We start from the raw sequence: 12,477 nt of genomic DNA, 5'->3' as shown, positions 1-12,477 counted from the left end.
AACAGCTGCTAATCTCACCTATGTGGTGCTGATAAGCCTAAACCCCGCCACGGCGGGGTTTTTTTGTTTAGGGGGACGCATGTGGCGCAAGGCGTTAATGAGGCAGGCTAGGGTGTACTGGGTAGCTGGCTTTGCTCTGCTGTTGGCGGCGGTGGCCGTGAACACGGCAGCCTCGTCGACGGTTTACCGAGCCGTGGATGAAAACGGCAACGTTACCTTTTCCGACACGCCAAGTGGCGGTGGCGAAGCGCTAGAGCTTGCCCCGCTGCCTGGATTGCCAAGCCAGTACGCGGATAGGCAAGAAAAGCCGCCTGCCGCCACATCGCCAGGTCAGCCCTTTATGCCCTACGATCGCTTTCAGATTCGCTCGCCTAGCGCGGGTGCTGAGGTGGACGCTAACACACCGGTGACGTTGAGTATTGCGCCTCAGCTTCGCGATGATCATCAGGTACAGCTACGCGTTAATGGCGAGCTTAGCCAGTCGGCGCTGCATAGCAATGTGTTCTGGCTGGCGAACCTGCCCGCCGGTCGGCATCAGCTTCAGGCGGAGCTATTGGATAGCCAAGGGCGTCGCCAGCATCGCACAACAGCGGTGACAATCGAAGTGGCAGATTAGCGCGAATGCGCCATTATGGTGCATAAGAAATCGGTGAGGGCACTGACCTGCGCTAAAACGGCACGCCATGCACCGCTACGCGGCGCAAGTGCCGTGCAGATCAGCGCGGAGGCATATTTGGCGCGCTTTTTGCAGTTCCCTCTACATCTTTCCAGCGGAAGGCTGAACCAAGATAATGGATGAGGCGACTTTGCAAGACATCACCATGCACCAACGTTTACTTGAACACCTTACGACGGCGGTGCTACTGCTGGATGGACGGCTTAACGTGTGCTGGATGAATCCCGCCGCTGAGGCGTTGCTGGCGGTTAGCCTGAGCCGTGTGCAAGGCATGAGCCTCGACGGGCTGCTGGGCGGTGATGAAAGCATTGATGACGTGCTGGCCAAGGCCCGGGATGCGTTTCATCCCTTTACCCAGCGCGAGGCGCGCATTACGCCGCTGAATAGTGAGACGCTGACCGTCGATTATACGGTGACGCCGCTCTCCGAGACGGAGTTATTGCTAGAGGTCGAGCCGCGTGATCGGCTGATGCAGATTTCCCGCGAGGAAGCGCTAACCACTCGCCAGGAAACCATCAAGGTACTGGCCCGCGGCCTCGCCCACGAAGTGAAAAACCCGCTGGGCGGCATTCGCGGGGCGGCGCAGTTGCTGGAGCGCGATCTCGACAACCCGTCGCTGCGCGAATATACCCACATCATTGTAGAAGAGGTCGACCGGCTGCGGGATCTGGTGGATTCCATGCTGGGCCCGAACTACATCGTCAAGCACGAGCCGGTCAACATCCACAAGGTACTGGAACGTGTTCGTTCGCTGTTGATCGCCGAGCACCCACACGTTGATATCCAACGCGATTACGACCCCAGCCTGCCGGATTTATCCGGTGATGAATCCCAGATGATCCAGGCGGTATTGAACGTGGCGCGCAATGCGGTGCAGGCGATGAGCGATGCCCAGACTCAACAGCCGACGCTTGTGCTGCGCACCCGTGCGCGTCGCCAGTTCACCCTGGGAGCCGAACGACATCGCCTGGTTAGCGAAGTAGGCGTGATTGATAACGGCCCCGGCATTCCCAGTGCGCTGCAAGAAACCCTGTTTTATCCGATGGTGTCAGGCCGCGCCGAAGGTAGCGGGCTTGGCCTGTCAATCGCCCAATCCATTTTGCACCAACATCAAGGACTGATCGAATGCGACTCACGCCCCGGACACACCGAATTTCGTTTATTGATTCCATTGGTTATTAATTCCACCGGAGAAGCGTCATGACTGAGCCTGCCCGTAATGATGTTGCGCGGGTCGTCATTGTTGACGATGATCGCGCGATTCGCTGGGTACTTGAACGCGCGCTGGCGCAACCCGATCTTGAGGTTGAATGTATCGAACGGGCCGACACAGCCCTTTCGCGCTTGCTCGAAAGCCCGCCGGATGTACTCGTCACTGATATTCGCATGCCGGGGATCGATGGCCTGGATTTAATGGGGCGTGTGCGTGAGGCGCACCCCGATTTACCGGTCATTGTGATGACCGCACACTCCGATTTGGATAGCGCGGTGGCCTCCTATCAAGGCGGTGCATTCGAGTATCTGCCCAAGCCATTTGACGTTGATGAGGCCCTGGCTTTGGTGCGCCGCGCCATTGCGCATGCCCGTGAACGTCAGCGCCCGGTCAGCGTGCCAGAAGGGCTCAATGCGGAAATTATCGGCGAAGCGCCCGCCATGCAAGAGGTGTTCCGCGCGATTGGGCGGCTTTCTCACTCGCACATTACCGTACTGATCAACGGCGAATCGGGCACCGGTAAAGAGCGTGTTGCCGAGGCGCTACACCAGCACAGCCCCCGCCAAGGCAAGCCTTTTATTGCGCTGAACATGGCGGCGATTCCGCGTGACTTGATCGAGTCGGAGCTGTTCGGCCACGAGAAGGGGGCGTTTACCGGTGCGACGTCGCAGCGCCAGGGCCGCTTTGAACAAGCCAATGGTGGCACGCTGTTTTTAGATGAAATTGGCGATATGCCCGCCGAAACGCAAACGCGTTTGCTGCGTGTACTGGCCGACGGCGAGTTTTACCGGGTGGGGGGGCATACGCCAACGAAGGTCGATGTGCGCATTATCGCGGCCACCCACCAGAACCTTGAGTTACTGGTAGAAGATGGACGCTTCCGTGAAGACTTGTTCCACCGTCTAAACGTTATCCGCATTCACTTGCCGAAGCTTGCCGAACGACGCGAGGATATTCCGCGGCTGACGAGTCATTTCTTGGCCGAAGCGGCCAAAGAGCTGTCCACCGATATCAAAGTATTAACCCCTGAAGCCGAAGCCCACCTCACGCGCTTGCCCTGGCCGGGCAATGTCCGGCAGTTGGAAAACATCTGTCGCTGGCTGACGGTGATGGCCTCGGGGCGCGAAGTGCTGGTGGAAGACCTGCCGGCGGAGTTGCGCTCATCTAGCGCCTCGGAAACCAGCGCCTACGGTGATTGGCGTAGCGCGTTTCGTGATTGGGCAGACAACGCGCTGGCAGAAGGGCATACCCATCTACTGGAAGAAGCAGTGCCCGATTTTGAGCGAATTTTAATCGAGACAGCCCTTAAACATACCGGTGGTCGCAAAGGGGAAGCCGCTGAATTGCTGGGTTGGGGGCGAAATACCCTTACCCGTAAGCTGAAAACGCTCTTACCCGCGTTAGCGGACGAGTAGCCGCCGGCATATAAAAGTCGCCGGCGCTATGCGCCTTCTTTCTTCAGACGCTCAATTTCAGCGAGAAGAGCGTTAGCTTCTTCCGTAAGGGTGGCATTAGCTCGCATGTCGCCGTTACGGGAGGCTTCCATAGCGGCTTGCAGCTTGCGTTCGTAGGCTTGCTGTAGCTTCTTTTTGGGGTCGCGCTTAAATGGGCCAAACATGGACGCTCTCCTTTTGTGTGTACATGTTTTGTACACCTATTGGGCGCGCTTGTCGAATGTTTTGCTTAGCGACGAGAACAAGCAATCGTACTGGCGTGCAATACGGCGCTGCAGCGTGTTAAGAAGGCATCGAAGTCGCTGAGTAGGGTGTCCAGGCTTTCGTGGAGCCGGTGGTCATCATCCACCATGCGCAACGATAGGCGCTGCCGCTCAGCCCATTCAATAACCGGGCGGTGGGGAATTACCTCGTCCTGCCAGCCGTGAATAATGTGGGTGCAATGGGCTTGGAGGGTGGGGGAGGTTTCGGGGTAATGCGCCAACCCGAGTGCTGGGGCCAATAAAAAGCAGCCCAGGACGGGCTGCTGTGAACTGACCGCCGCGCTGAGCCAGCCGCCTAGGCTTGAACCGGCAAAAACACAGCGCTCAGGGTTGTCTCCCCTGGCCGAAAGCGTCGCCAGCAGGTGCTGAAGGCGTTGTGGCGGCTCGGGTTGATCACGGTAATCCATCACGACGGCCTCGCAGTCGTCGAGCTTTTCGGCAATGCCCTTTAGCGCCTGCATTTTTAGCGCGCCGGGGCCGCTTTCTAAACCATGTGATAGGTAAACCGTTAGCATAATCTCGTTAACTCGCTGATTTTTGGATGGCTTCTCCACCTTGCTCGATGTCTTCACCTGCACCGCGCATGGTGTTGCAGCCGCTCACTAACAGTAAGATGGTGATGCCAATAATGCCAAGGGCCGTCAAGCGTTTCATAGAAGCCTCCTTTCAGGCGGGTCACCCCTTCATGGGGTATTAGCTAGATTAGCAAACGTTAGCTATTTAGCGACACCGCTAGTATGTACCTCTTTTGCCATATCACCATGCTGTTTTGTCGCATGTGCCATTACGCTACATTTTTTGTGTGCCACAGGGAGGGTCAGGCCGCCTAATTTATTTTACCTAAGTATATGTTTTAAAAGATTAATAATTTTTATCGACGTGTTTGGCCCGGGGCGTGCTTTATTTGGTTTGTATGCGAGATGTCATGAAAAATTGTGTTATTCGCATCCAATGTCACTGTTATTTAAGTTGCAGGTCAAATGAGTAGTGAAAGAATGCCGTTAAAGAAAGTTGCTCGAAGTTAGAAGGTAAGGTTGGAAGGTAACGCAGTAGGAAGGTAGTAAAGCAGTAAAGCAGTAGAAAGGTAAAGCGGGTAAGGAGAGTGTCGTTGCATCAAAAGGAAGGCAGGACGCCATTTGGTAAATAACGGAGCATTCAAAGGAATTGGCACTCTCCGCTTTAGCGCCAGGACGCGCTAAACATCGACGCCAAGGAATGGCAACGATGCGAAATTACCACCTTGTTTCGGCAAAGTGGTTTTTTTGCGTCTCAATCTTCGTGCTGCGGCCGGTTTGTCCCTTGGATGCATAACATTGGTACAGCTAGGCTGTATGTTTTGGTCTATCCTATGAGTTAAATGATATCAGCGGTTAACAACGACGAAGTCAATAACGTCAGTAAAGCCGCAGACTCACAGGGACAAGCATATGACCATGGGATTGATGTTAGGCATGTTTGTGCTGTTTGCAGTTTTTTCCGCCGTTGGGGTGTACATGGCGATCAAGACGACGCTCACCCCCCTGATGGATGACCGAGACGACCTGCCACCGCAATGGTAAGGCTGTTACGCCATTTCATCCCATCACGGCCAGGTCTTAGCTCTTCCAGTGCCCTTTGCCGCGATCAGGCACCATACGCCCGAAATAGAGTAAGCCAAATGCGAGCCACCCGACGGTTAACAGGCTGGCAAAAATAAGCACGGCTAAGGCGCCAAATTCGGCAATCAACGGCAAGGCGGCGGCTGTAAACAGCCCACCTCCCACAATCGGTTCAAACATCAGCTGTTTATAACCAAAACTCTCTAGTGCGCCAGACTCATTTTTCGGGTCTGCCATGCGCATCAACAGTAGGCCGGTCACGGTGACCCCCATTGACTGGCCAAAATCACCTACTCCACGTTCAAACCAGTTTTCAGGGATAACGCGGGGAGCAATCACAATGAGTACGAATAGCCCCCAGGCAATCCCCGCTACAGCGAGTAGCAGGAAGGGGAGAAAGTAATCTCCCAAGGTGGTGAGTGAAAGGGTGGCGAGTGCTGCCACGATGGTAAAGTCCAGCGCGGTGCCTGCAATGCGTGACATGGTGCGGCTAGACACATGGCGGTGTAACCCAAACCGCATCACCACCAGTTGAACGATGACGCCACCGATCATGGCGATAGGGAACAGAGGAACGTGAGCAAGAACTTCTAAGCCTCCATCGCGAGCCCAGGTGACTTGCTCAATCCACTGTAGCCCAGACAGAATTAGCCAGCCGATCAAAATGGCGATGCCCACTAAGCCGATATGCAGACTTAGTGGGTCCGTCGTACCCGACTCTTGCACCAGATCTTTTTTGAACTCGCTGAACTCTTCAGTGGAAGGTCGCTCGTCTTCATGCATTAGCTCGTCCGGGTCATCAGCGTGCTGGCTCTCATCCTTAAGGTGGATGATCCCGCGGCGCGCGGCAATATTGATCAGTACAGTGCCAATCAACACCCCCGCGACAATACCTACTGTTGCCAAGCCCAGGGCAAGATCCGCCCCCTCTTCAAAACCTAGCTCTTCAAAGGTGTCGGCCATGCCAGCCGCTGTACCGTGACCGCCCTCAAAGCCGATTTCGATTAACGCACCCACCATGGGGTTCATGTTGAACACCGGTACCAATACCAGCAGTGCCAGGCTCAAGCCGACAACATATTGGCCCCACGCCATTGTTTGGCCGACCACCACTTGTGGCCCCGCGCGCAACCAAATAGTGCGTAAACCGGGGATTGTTTTACCAATAAACAACGCCGCGAAGACAACATTAATCAGCAAGCTTGGCAGCGCTGCCCAGCTCTCTTGCACATAGGCAGGAAACAGCCCAGGGCTCTCTTCAAAAAAACTAGGCAGAACGCGACCCAGCACATCTGGGCCCATCACTAACAGCAGTAAGCCGCCAATGACCGAGCTAGGCAGGAAGAGTCGTCTTAACCAGGGAAGCCATAGTCGCAGAGCATTGCTGGCTAAAAGAACTAATGCAATGGTGACTAGCGCGATAAATAATTCACCCACCGTCATAGTCATCTCATCACTCCTTGATGCAGGCACACCGCTATTAACGCCAAGCGGGCGCATTCAAAAAGACAGGGTTGAATTAACCATAGTGGTTAGTGACTATTTACGCGAAAACCAGTCGGGGTTACCCCATCCAATAGAGGCTTGCCAAGGCAAAAGCGCATCCCAACGCGGCACCCGCTAACACGTCGCTGACATAGTGCAGGCCCAGGCCGACTCGGGATATCGCAATCAGCACCGATAGGGGGATGACCACAGGCAATAACCACGGCGTGTGGGCGGCCACCAAGATGCTAAACATCACTGCGTGCATGGTATGGCCGCTGGGGAAACTGTAACGGTCGCGGGCCGGTTCACAGCACTCAATGCCTGCACCGTAAGTAATAAAGGGACGCTCACGGCATAAGCGGGTTTTTACCAATCGGTAAATCGCTATGGCGACGCTGGCGATCACCGTGTACTGCATGACCCGCCAAGCACCATTAGGCTGAAGCCAGGGTTGCGCCATAATCAGCAGCACCCAAATCGGCCAATCGCCCAAGCGGCTGGCGGCCTGCAGGGTGAGTCGCCAGGGACGATAGAGCGACAAACGCGACACGCGCTGGCAAAACTGCCATTCCAGCAAATCAAGACGGTCGAATACGACGAGGGGACGGGGTCGCATGATAAGCCTCCTGGGCCTTTAGAAGATAATGAAGGAACTGCTGGGCGATGCCCGACCAGTTCTGTTCAAGTGCTCTCAAGCGGGCCAGGCGACTATATTTTGCGTAGTCCGCCGGGTGCTGACATAACGACACCGCGGCTTGGCAAAATGCCGCTGGATCGTCGATGGGTACGGTGATGCCGTTGTAGCCGTTTTGAATCAGCTCGGCGCTGGCCGCGTGGCGGTAAGCCACCACGGCTAATCCGCTTGCCATGGCTTCGCTAACCACATTTCCCCAGGTTTCAGACAGCGATGGAAAGATAAACAGGTCGGCGCTTGCGTAATGTTGGGCGAGCGCGTCGGGGTCAATAAAGCCAGTAAAATGCGCATCGGGAAGCGCATGTTCAAGCTGAGCTCGCGCGGGCCCGTCGCCAACGATAACGTGTGCCATGTCGGGGCGAACGTTGCGCATGGCGTGATAGGTTTCCTGTAGCAGTGCTAGGTTTTTCTCAGCGGCGAGTCGGCCTACATACAGCGCCACCGGCTGATGGTCGTTAACCCCCCAGCTACGCCTTAATTCAGGGTCTCGGTGGGTAGGAGAGAAGCGCTCCCCATCGATACCTCGTGACATGACTTTAACGTCGTTGATACCTTGCTGGCGAAGCTGGCGGGCCTGAAGATGCGTGGGCACCAGCGTTAACCCACAGCCATTGTGGAAATAGCGTAAGTAGCGGCGGGTCGCTGAGGCGAGCCAGGGGACGCCGTAATCGCCGCAGTAGTGGTCAAAATTGGTGTGCCAGCCAGCGACCAAAGGGATGCCCAGCCGCCGGGCGGCCTGGCGGGCCGACCAGCCCAGCGGGCCCTGGGTGGCGAGGTAAATCACATCGGGGCGATTCGCTTTCCAGAACTTGCGCAGGGTTGCGGGGCGACAAAAGCCCACCTGAACCTCGCGGTAGCCAGGTATTGAACAGCGGGGCACCTGTAACTCAGCACGGACCAGGGGAGCTTTGGCCGCACAAGCGGGTTTCGGCCGGATGACATCGATGTCGACCTGGTGATGCGCCAGCTCCCGGCTGAGTCGGCTCAGGGTGTGCGCGACGCCGTTGATTTCCGGAGCCCATGTTTCGCTGACGATGCAAAGCCGCATGTTCCATTCGCTCTTTCATCCATTTGCGCCAGTGTGGCTGGTGCGCATGACACAGCCGAGACAGCCTGGTGAATAAGCGATGACAGGCGATCATTCATGACCCAATCACTGAGAATGGAGAGTAGACGATGACATCCACCGTATTAATTACCGGCGCCAACCGGGGTGTTGGGCTGGCACTTGCTGAGCACTACGCTGAAGCGGGCTATCGAGTGCTAGGGGTTTGCCGGCAGTCCTCAGAAGCACTTGATCGCGTGGCCGATCAAGTGGTTGAGGGGATTGATATCACTCAGCCTGAGGACGTTGCTAGGCTTGCCGGGGCGCTTGAGGGCCAGACGTTGGATCTGCTCATCAACAATGCCGGCCTGTTGCGCGATGAGTCGCTGGGCAGTATTGATTTCCACAGTATACGCGAGCAAATGGAAATCAACGCTTATGCACCGCTGCGTGTTACGCAGGCTCTATTACCTCACCTTAACAAAGGCAGTAAGATTGCCAACATCACCAGCCGGATGGGTTCAATTGCGGATAACGATTCGGGCGGCCGTTATGGTTATCGGGCGTCTAAAGCAGCGCTCAATGCGTTTGGCAAATCGTTGGCGATGGACTTGAGACCGCGTGGAATTGCCGTGGCTCAGTTGCATCCCGGCTATGTGCAAACGCGCATGGTGAACTTTGGGGGGTTGATCAGCCCTCAAGACGCCGCGTTGGGCATCGCCGCCCGCATTGACGCGCTAACGCTCGACACTAGCGGTGGGTTTTGGCATAGCAATGGCGAGTCACTCCCCTGGTGAGGGCGTGCGGGGTGGGCGTGAGTTCTTGCGCTCACGCCTGCGCTGTTTTGCTAGCGCATTGCCATTCGCCAGCTCGACCAGGTAAGTAATTTCTTCTTCGCTAAGGGGTTTTCGCGGTTGGTTAGCCATTATTGTCACCGTTAGTCAGGCCTTTAATGGCACGCTACCGGTCAACCATGACATTGATATGAACGCCGCCCTAGCGCTGTGCTTTCACCGTAGTGGCCCAGGTCAATGCAAGGGCATGCTGGACCACTGACAGCACTGCGCTAATGCATGTTTTCATTCATCAATGATGCTTTCAAAGCCCCCAAAGATGAGTCGCTTGCCATCAAACGGCATCGGGTTAACGTCCATCTCTAGGCGCGGATCCTGCATGACTTTGGGCATAGCCTCATCGCGCACGGCGCGGGATGGCCACTCTATCCAGGAGAAGATGATGCTTTCGTCATCCCTGCGCTTGACCGCCATGGTGAAGGAGGTCACTTCTCCTTCGGGGACATCGTCTCCCCAGCACTCCACGACCCGCAGTGCGCCGTGCTCCTTGAAAACAACGGCCGCGGCACGGGCATGCTCAATAAATTCCGCTTTATTAGCGGTGGGCACGGCAGCGACGAAACCATCAACATAAGGGTGTGTAAGCTCGCTCATGGCTGTTCTCCAGGTTCTTTTTTTGGTTCTGCTTTAGGGGGAAGTTCTCGAACGGGGCGTACCTCAATGCTACCCAGCCTGGCGGGTGGGATGCGGCTAGCCAGCTGCAGCGCCTCATTCAAGTCGTGGGCTTCAAGCAGATAGAAGCCTGCCAGTTGCTCTTTGGTTTCTGCGAAGGGGCCATCGGAGATTAACGTCTCGCCATCGCGCACGCGTACGGTGGTTGCCGTCTCCGTTGGTTGTAATGGCTGCCCGGCCAGGTAGTGGCCGCTGGCGCTCAGACGCTCTACCCCGGCGATGCACTCCTGATTAAGGTCTTGCCATGCCTGTTCGCTCATGGCGTTGATGAGTTGTTCCTGGTAATACACCAGCGCAACGTACTTCATGGGTTACCTCCTTCACTTGCCAGTGGGCAGTGTTCCGTCGATACGTTGATCATCCACTGAATGCCAAAGCGGTCGGTGGCCATGCCAAACCCTGGTGACCAGAAGGTCGCTTCGAACGGCATGGTAATCTTTCCCCCCTCTGCTAGCTGGGCAAAGGTTCGGGCGGCCTGCTCGATATCCTGATACTCCAATTGAACCTCTACCCCTTGGGGTGGTGTATAGCAGTCACCCGCCATATCCGCGCCCATTAAGCGACGACCCCGTAGGTTCAGTGATGCATGGATGATGCGGTCGTGGAGTTCCGGTGGTGAGTGTTCAGCGGCGGGTGTTTCAGCATAGGTCAACAGGCACTCCAGCTGCCCGCCGGTCACGTCGGCATAGAACTGCATGGCTTCACGGCAGGTGCCGGGAAACGCGACGTGCACGTTCATGGCATCCGGTACACGAGCGAGGGTACGGTGCTGCTCGAGACCAGCACCGGGCTCGAAATCCTCCAGTGAGAAGTAACGCCGTAGCTCTAGGGTGACGTTGCCATCGGCATCCTGGGTGGGCCACTGCTGGGCCCACTCAATGGCCGCCTGCAGGGACGGGGCTTCGAGCACGCTGTAACCGGCAATACGCTCACTGGCTGGAGACAGCGGCCCGGGGATGAGGGTGGGCTCACCATTCTCGAAACGGATCAGGCACCCTTCGCTGGTCGGATGTAAGCCGTCGCCGCTCAAAAACACGCCTGCCTCGGTCATTCGCTGGTTATAAGCGGCCATGGCGGCGAGCATGTCCTGAGATGGCATAGCGCCATTTTCGGTGTTGGCATCGGCGCGGCGTATCAGCATGAATTTCATTGAGAGTCCTTTTAATGTGATGGTAGATACTCTCTAGACGTTTGGTGTGTCCATAAATCGACAGGCTCGGTCACTTTTTTATGGTGAATTTTCCAGCTCGGCCAAGCGGCTGATTAGGAAGCGCTTTTCTGGGGCCTGGGTGGCCAATTGCAGCGCCTGGTGATAGGCACTGCGCGCGGCTTCATGCTGACCTTGGCGACGCAGTAAATCTGCTTTAGCGGCATAAAATAGATGATAGCGGCTGATTTGCGGATGATGCGCGATGTCGTCGAGTAATTTCAGGCCGGTATCGGGAGCACCGTTCATGGCAATGGCGACGGCGTAGTTCAGCGTCAGGATTGGCGATGGAAAGCGTCGGCATAGGGCATCGTAGAGCCTCACAATGCGTGCCCAGTCGGTCTTATCGGCGCGGCTGGCCTTGGAATGCACGGCGGCAATCGAGGCCTGAAGGGTATAGTAGCCGAGCGGTGTTAATGCCAATGCCTGTTCTAGCCATTCGATGCCGGTGGCAATCTCCTCTTGATGCCATAGGCGGCGATCCTGGGCTTCCAGCGTCATCAACTCGCCGGCGCTATTTTGACGTGCATCCCGGCGGGCATTATTGAGCAGCATCAGCGCCATTAGCCCAAATACTTCGCCCCGTGGCAGCAGTCTTGCCAGCTCAGCGCCAAGCCGTAATGCCTCGCGGGCCAGGCTGATATCGACCACCGCAGTGCCCATGCTGCTGGAGTAGCCTTCGTTGAAAACTAGGTAAATCACTTGGAGCACATCGGGTAGGCGCTCGGGGAGTTCTTTCTGGGCAGGCACCGTATAAGGGATATGCGCATCGCGAATTTTACGTTTGGCCCGTACGATACGTTGGGCCAGCGTCGTGGGTTTCATCAGCAGTGCGCTGGCCACCTGCTCGGTGGTCAACCCGCACATTTCGCGTAGGGTCAACGCAATGCGGGCTTCTATACTCAGGCTTGGATGGCAGCAGGTGAAGAGAAGCCGCAACGAGTCGTCTTCAATAGCGGCATCGTTGATCTCCAACGCCTCTTCAATAGGCAATAGCATGTGGGCCCGTCGGCGGGCGGTGCTGCGCTGACGAATTTGATCAATCCCACAGTGATAGCCGGTACGAATCAGCCATGCTTGGGGGTTGTCAGGCTCACCGCTCACGGGCCATTGTTGGACAGCCGCAACGAAAGCGTCCTGCATGGCTTCTTCGGCAAGCTCGAAATCTCCCAACAGGCGAATCAACGTCGCCTGAACGCGCCGGGAGTAAATACGATACAGCGAGTCGAGGGCAGAAGGCTCGATACTCATGGCCGAAAGTCCATGGGTGGTCCTCACACAGGGTTAAAAAATCAGCTAGGCGTCAATTTCAC

Annotated in this window: 16 protein-coding genes; 5 read left to right on the top strand and 11 right to left on the bottom strand. The window is 56.3% G+C overall.

Features of this window, described 5'->3' with window-relative positions:
- Positions 1-79 precede the first annotated feature (79 nt).
- The 3 genes from GA0071314_RS17330 to ntrC all read left to right on the top strand — a co-directional run bounded on the left by GA0071314_RS17330 (position 80) and on the right by ntrC (position 3,304).
- Positions 80-616 carry a DUF4124 domain-containing protein gene (locus GA0071314_RS17330; protein ID WP_231896475.1) on the top strand — a complete coding sequence of 179 codons (537 nt, stop codon included), beginning with the start codon at positions 80-82 and terminating at the stop codon, positions 614-616.
- A gap of 205 nt (positions 617-821) precedes the next feature.
- Entirely contained in the window at positions 822-1,880 is a 1,059-nt protein-coding gene (glnL, locus tag GA0071314_RS17325; RefSeq protein ID WP_074398582.1) for a nitrogen regulation protein NR(II), read from the top strand.
- Entirely contained in the window at positions 1,877-3,304 is a 1,428-nt protein-coding gene (gene ntrC, locus GA0071314_RS17320) for a nitrogen regulation protein NR(I) (protein WP_074397787.1), read from the top strand. Before glnL ends, ntrC begins: the two co-directional genes overlap by 4 nt.
- A 26-nt stretch (positions 3,305-3,330) precedes the next feature.
- Here ntrC and GA0071314_RS19600 read toward each other — a convergent pair whose 3' ends face one another.
- The 3 genes from GA0071314_RS19600 to GA0071314_RS17310 all read right to left on the bottom strand — a co-directional run bounded on the left by GA0071314_RS19600 (position 3,331) and on the right by GA0071314_RS17310 (position 4,260).
- Positions 3,331-3,507, bottom strand: a complete 177-nt coding sequence (locus tag GA0071314_RS19600; RefSeq protein ID WP_156524136.1) for a DUF6435 family protein — start codon at positions 3,505-3,507, stop codon at positions 3,331-3,333.
- Between the two features lie 65 nt (positions 3,508-3,572).
- Positions 3,573-4,121 (bottom strand): YqiA/YcfP family alpha/beta fold hydrolase, encoded by a 549-nt coding sequence (locus tag GA0071314_RS17315; RefSeq protein ID WP_074397786.1) that lies wholly within the window; start codon positions 4,119-4,121, stop codon positions 3,573-3,575.
- Positions 4,122-4,128: 7 nt separating this feature from the next.
- Positions 4,129-4,260, bottom strand: coding sequence for an entericidin A/B family lipoprotein (locus tag GA0071314_RS17310; protein ID WP_074397785.1), 132 nt, complete (start codon positions 4,258-4,260; stop codon positions 4,129-4,131).
- A gap of 779 nt (positions 4,261-5,039) precedes the next feature.
- Between GA0071314_RS17310 and GA0071314_RS19920 the strand changes: the two genes are divergently transcribed.
- Entirely contained in the window at positions 5,040-5,165 is a 126-nt protein-coding gene (locus GA0071314_RS19920) for a hypothetical protein (RefSeq protein ID WP_269449416.1), read from the top strand.
- A gap of 36 nt (positions 5,166-5,201) precedes the next feature.
- On the opposite strand, the gene GA0071314_RS17305 is transcribed toward GA0071314_RS19920, so the two are convergent.
- The 3 genes from GA0071314_RS17305 to GA0071314_RS17295 form a co-directional block, all read right to left on the bottom strand.
- Positions 5,202-6,653 carry a sodium/glutamate symporter gene (locus GA0071314_RS17305; RefSeq protein WP_074397784.1) on the bottom strand — a complete coding sequence of 484 codons (1,452 nt, stop codon included), beginning with the start codon at positions 6,651-6,653 and terminating at the stop codon, positions 5,202-5,204.
- 115 nt (positions 6,654-6,768) lie between these two features.
- The gene (locus tag GA0071314_RS17300; RefSeq protein WP_074397783.1) at positions 6,769-7,308 is read right to left on the bottom strand and encodes a phosphatase PAP2 family protein; all 540 of its coding nucleotides are present in this window, start codon (positions 7,306-7,308) and stop codon (positions 6,769-6,771) included.
- Entirely contained in the window at positions 7,271-8,434 is a 1,164-nt protein-coding gene (locus GA0071314_RS17295; RefSeq protein WP_074397782.1) for a glycosyltransferase family 4 protein, read from the bottom strand. Before GA0071314_RS17295 ends, GA0071314_RS17300 begins: the two co-directional genes overlap by 38 nt.
- Positions 8,435-8,562: 128 nt before the next feature.
- On the opposite strand from GA0071314_RS17295, the gene GA0071314_RS17290 reads away from it, so the two are divergent.
- Positions 8,563-9,228: an SDR family oxidoreductase gene (locus tag GA0071314_RS17290; protein WP_074397781.1), complete on the top strand. Its 666-nt coding sequence runs from the start codon at positions 8,563-8,565 to the stop codon at positions 9,226-9,228.
- Here GA0071314_RS17290 and GA0071314_RS19595 read toward each other — a convergent pair.
- The 5 genes from GA0071314_RS19595 to GA0071314_RS17270 all read right to left on the bottom strand — a co-directional run bounded on the left by GA0071314_RS19595 (position 9,214) and on the right by GA0071314_RS17270 (position 12,415).
- Positions 9,214-9,357 (bottom strand): hypothetical protein, encoded by a 144-nt coding sequence (locus GA0071314_RS19595; RefSeq protein WP_156524135.1) that lies wholly within the window; start codon positions 9,355-9,357, stop codon positions 9,214-9,216. The two genes, GA0071314_RS17290 and GA0071314_RS19595, sit on opposite strands and share 15 nt — an antisense overlap.
- A 153-nt stretch (positions 9,358-9,510) precedes the next feature.
- A complete protein-coding gene (locus GA0071314_RS17285; RefSeq protein ID WP_074397780.1) occupies positions 9,511-9,879 on the bottom strand; it encodes a DUF1428 domain-containing protein in 369 nt (122 codons plus the stop codon).
- Positions 9,876-10,265, bottom strand: a complete 390-nt coding sequence (locus GA0071314_RS17280; protein WP_074397779.1) for a YciI family protein — start codon at positions 10,263-10,265, stop codon at positions 9,876-9,878. The genes GA0071314_RS17285 and GA0071314_RS17280 overlap by 4 nt, the downstream gene beginning before the upstream one ends.
- Positions 10,262-11,107, bottom strand: coding sequence for a YciI family protein (locus tag GA0071314_RS17275; protein WP_074397778.1), 846 nt, complete (start codon positions 11,105-11,107; stop codon positions 10,262-10,264). Before GA0071314_RS17275 ends, GA0071314_RS17280 begins: the two co-directional genes overlap by 4 nt.
- Before the next feature lie 78 nt (positions 11,108-11,185).
- A complete protein-coding gene (locus GA0071314_RS17270; RefSeq protein WP_074397777.1) occupies positions 11,186-12,415 on the bottom strand; it encodes an RNA polymerase sigma factor in 1,230 nt (409 codons plus the stop codon).
- Positions 12,416-12,477: the final 62 nt, after the last annotated feature.

Origin of the sequence: Halomonas sp. HL-93 (assembly GCF_900086985.1) — a bacterium.
Lineage (GTDB): Bacteria > Pseudomonadota > Gammaproteobacteria > Pseudomonadales > Halomonadaceae > Vreelandella.
Note: the sequence above shows the minus strand (reverse complement) of the source record. Positions and strands in the feature narration are given on the sequence as shown.

Excerpts from the sequence above, each read along its gene's own strand:
- GA0071314_RS19920 (WP_269449416.1), top strand. The coding sequence starts at position 5,040 with ATGGGATTGATGTTAGGCATGTTTGTGCTGTTTGCAGTTTTTTCCGCC.
- GA0071314_RS17330 (WP_231896475.1), top strand. The coding sequence starts at position 80 with ATGTGGCGCAAGGCGTTAATGAGGCAGGCTAGGGTGTACTGGGTAGCT.
- GA0071314_RS17305 (WP_074397784.1), bottom strand. The coding sequence starts at position 6,653 with ATGACTATGACGGTGGGTGAATTATTTATCGCGCTAGTCACCATTGCA.
- GA0071314_RS17290 (WP_074397781.1), top strand. The coding sequence starts at position 8,563 with ATGACATCCACCGTATTAATTACCGGCGCCAACCGGGGTGTTGGGCTG.
- GA0071314_RS19595 (WP_156524135.1), bottom strand. The coding sequence starts at position 9,357 with ATGGCTAACCAACCGCGAAAACCCCTTAGCGAAGAAGAAATTACTTAC.
- GA0071314_RS17275 (WP_074397778.1), bottom strand. The coding sequence starts at position 11,107 with ATGAAATTCATGCTGATACGCCGCGCCGATGCCAACACCGAAAATGGC.
- ntrC (WP_074397787.1), top strand. The coding sequence starts at position 1,877 with ATGACTGAGCCTGCCCGTAATGATGTTGCGCGGGTCGTCATTGTTGAC.
- GA0071314_RS17315 (WP_074397786.1), bottom strand. The coding sequence starts at position 4,121 with ATGCTAACGGTTTACCTATCACATGGTTTAGAAAGCGGCCCCGGCGCG.
- GA0071314_RS17295 (WP_074397782.1), bottom strand. The coding sequence starts at position 8,434 with ATGCGGCTTTGCATCGTCAGCGAAACATGGGCTCCGGAAATCAACGGC.
- GA0071314_RS17270 (WP_074397777.1), bottom strand. The coding sequence starts at position 12,415 with ATGAGTATCGAGCCTTCTGCCCTCGACTCGCTGTATCGTATTTACTCC.
- GA0071314_RS17285 (WP_074397780.1), bottom strand. The coding sequence starts at position 9,879 with ATGAGCGAGCTTACACACCCTTATGTTGATGGTTTCGTCGCTGCCGTG.
- GA0071314_RS17310 (WP_074397785.1), bottom strand. The coding sequence starts at position 4,260 with ATGAAACGCTTGACGGCCCTTGGCATTATTGGCATCACCATCTTACTG.
- GA0071314_RS17300 (WP_074397783.1), bottom strand. The coding sequence starts at position 7,308 with ATGCGACCCCGTCCCCTCGTCGTATTCGACCGTCTTGATTTGCTGGAA.
- GA0071314_RS19600 (WP_156524136.1), bottom strand. The coding sequence starts at position 3,507 with ATGTTTGGCCCATTTAAGCGCGACCCCAAAAAGAAGCTACAGCAAGCC.
- glnL (WP_074398582.1), top strand. The coding sequence starts at position 822 with ATGCACCAACGTTTACTTGAACACCTTACGACGGCGGTGCTACTGCTG.
- GA0071314_RS17280 (WP_074397779.1), bottom strand. The coding sequence starts at position 10,265 with ATGAAGTACGTTGCGCTGGTGTATTACCAGGAACAACTCATCAACGCC.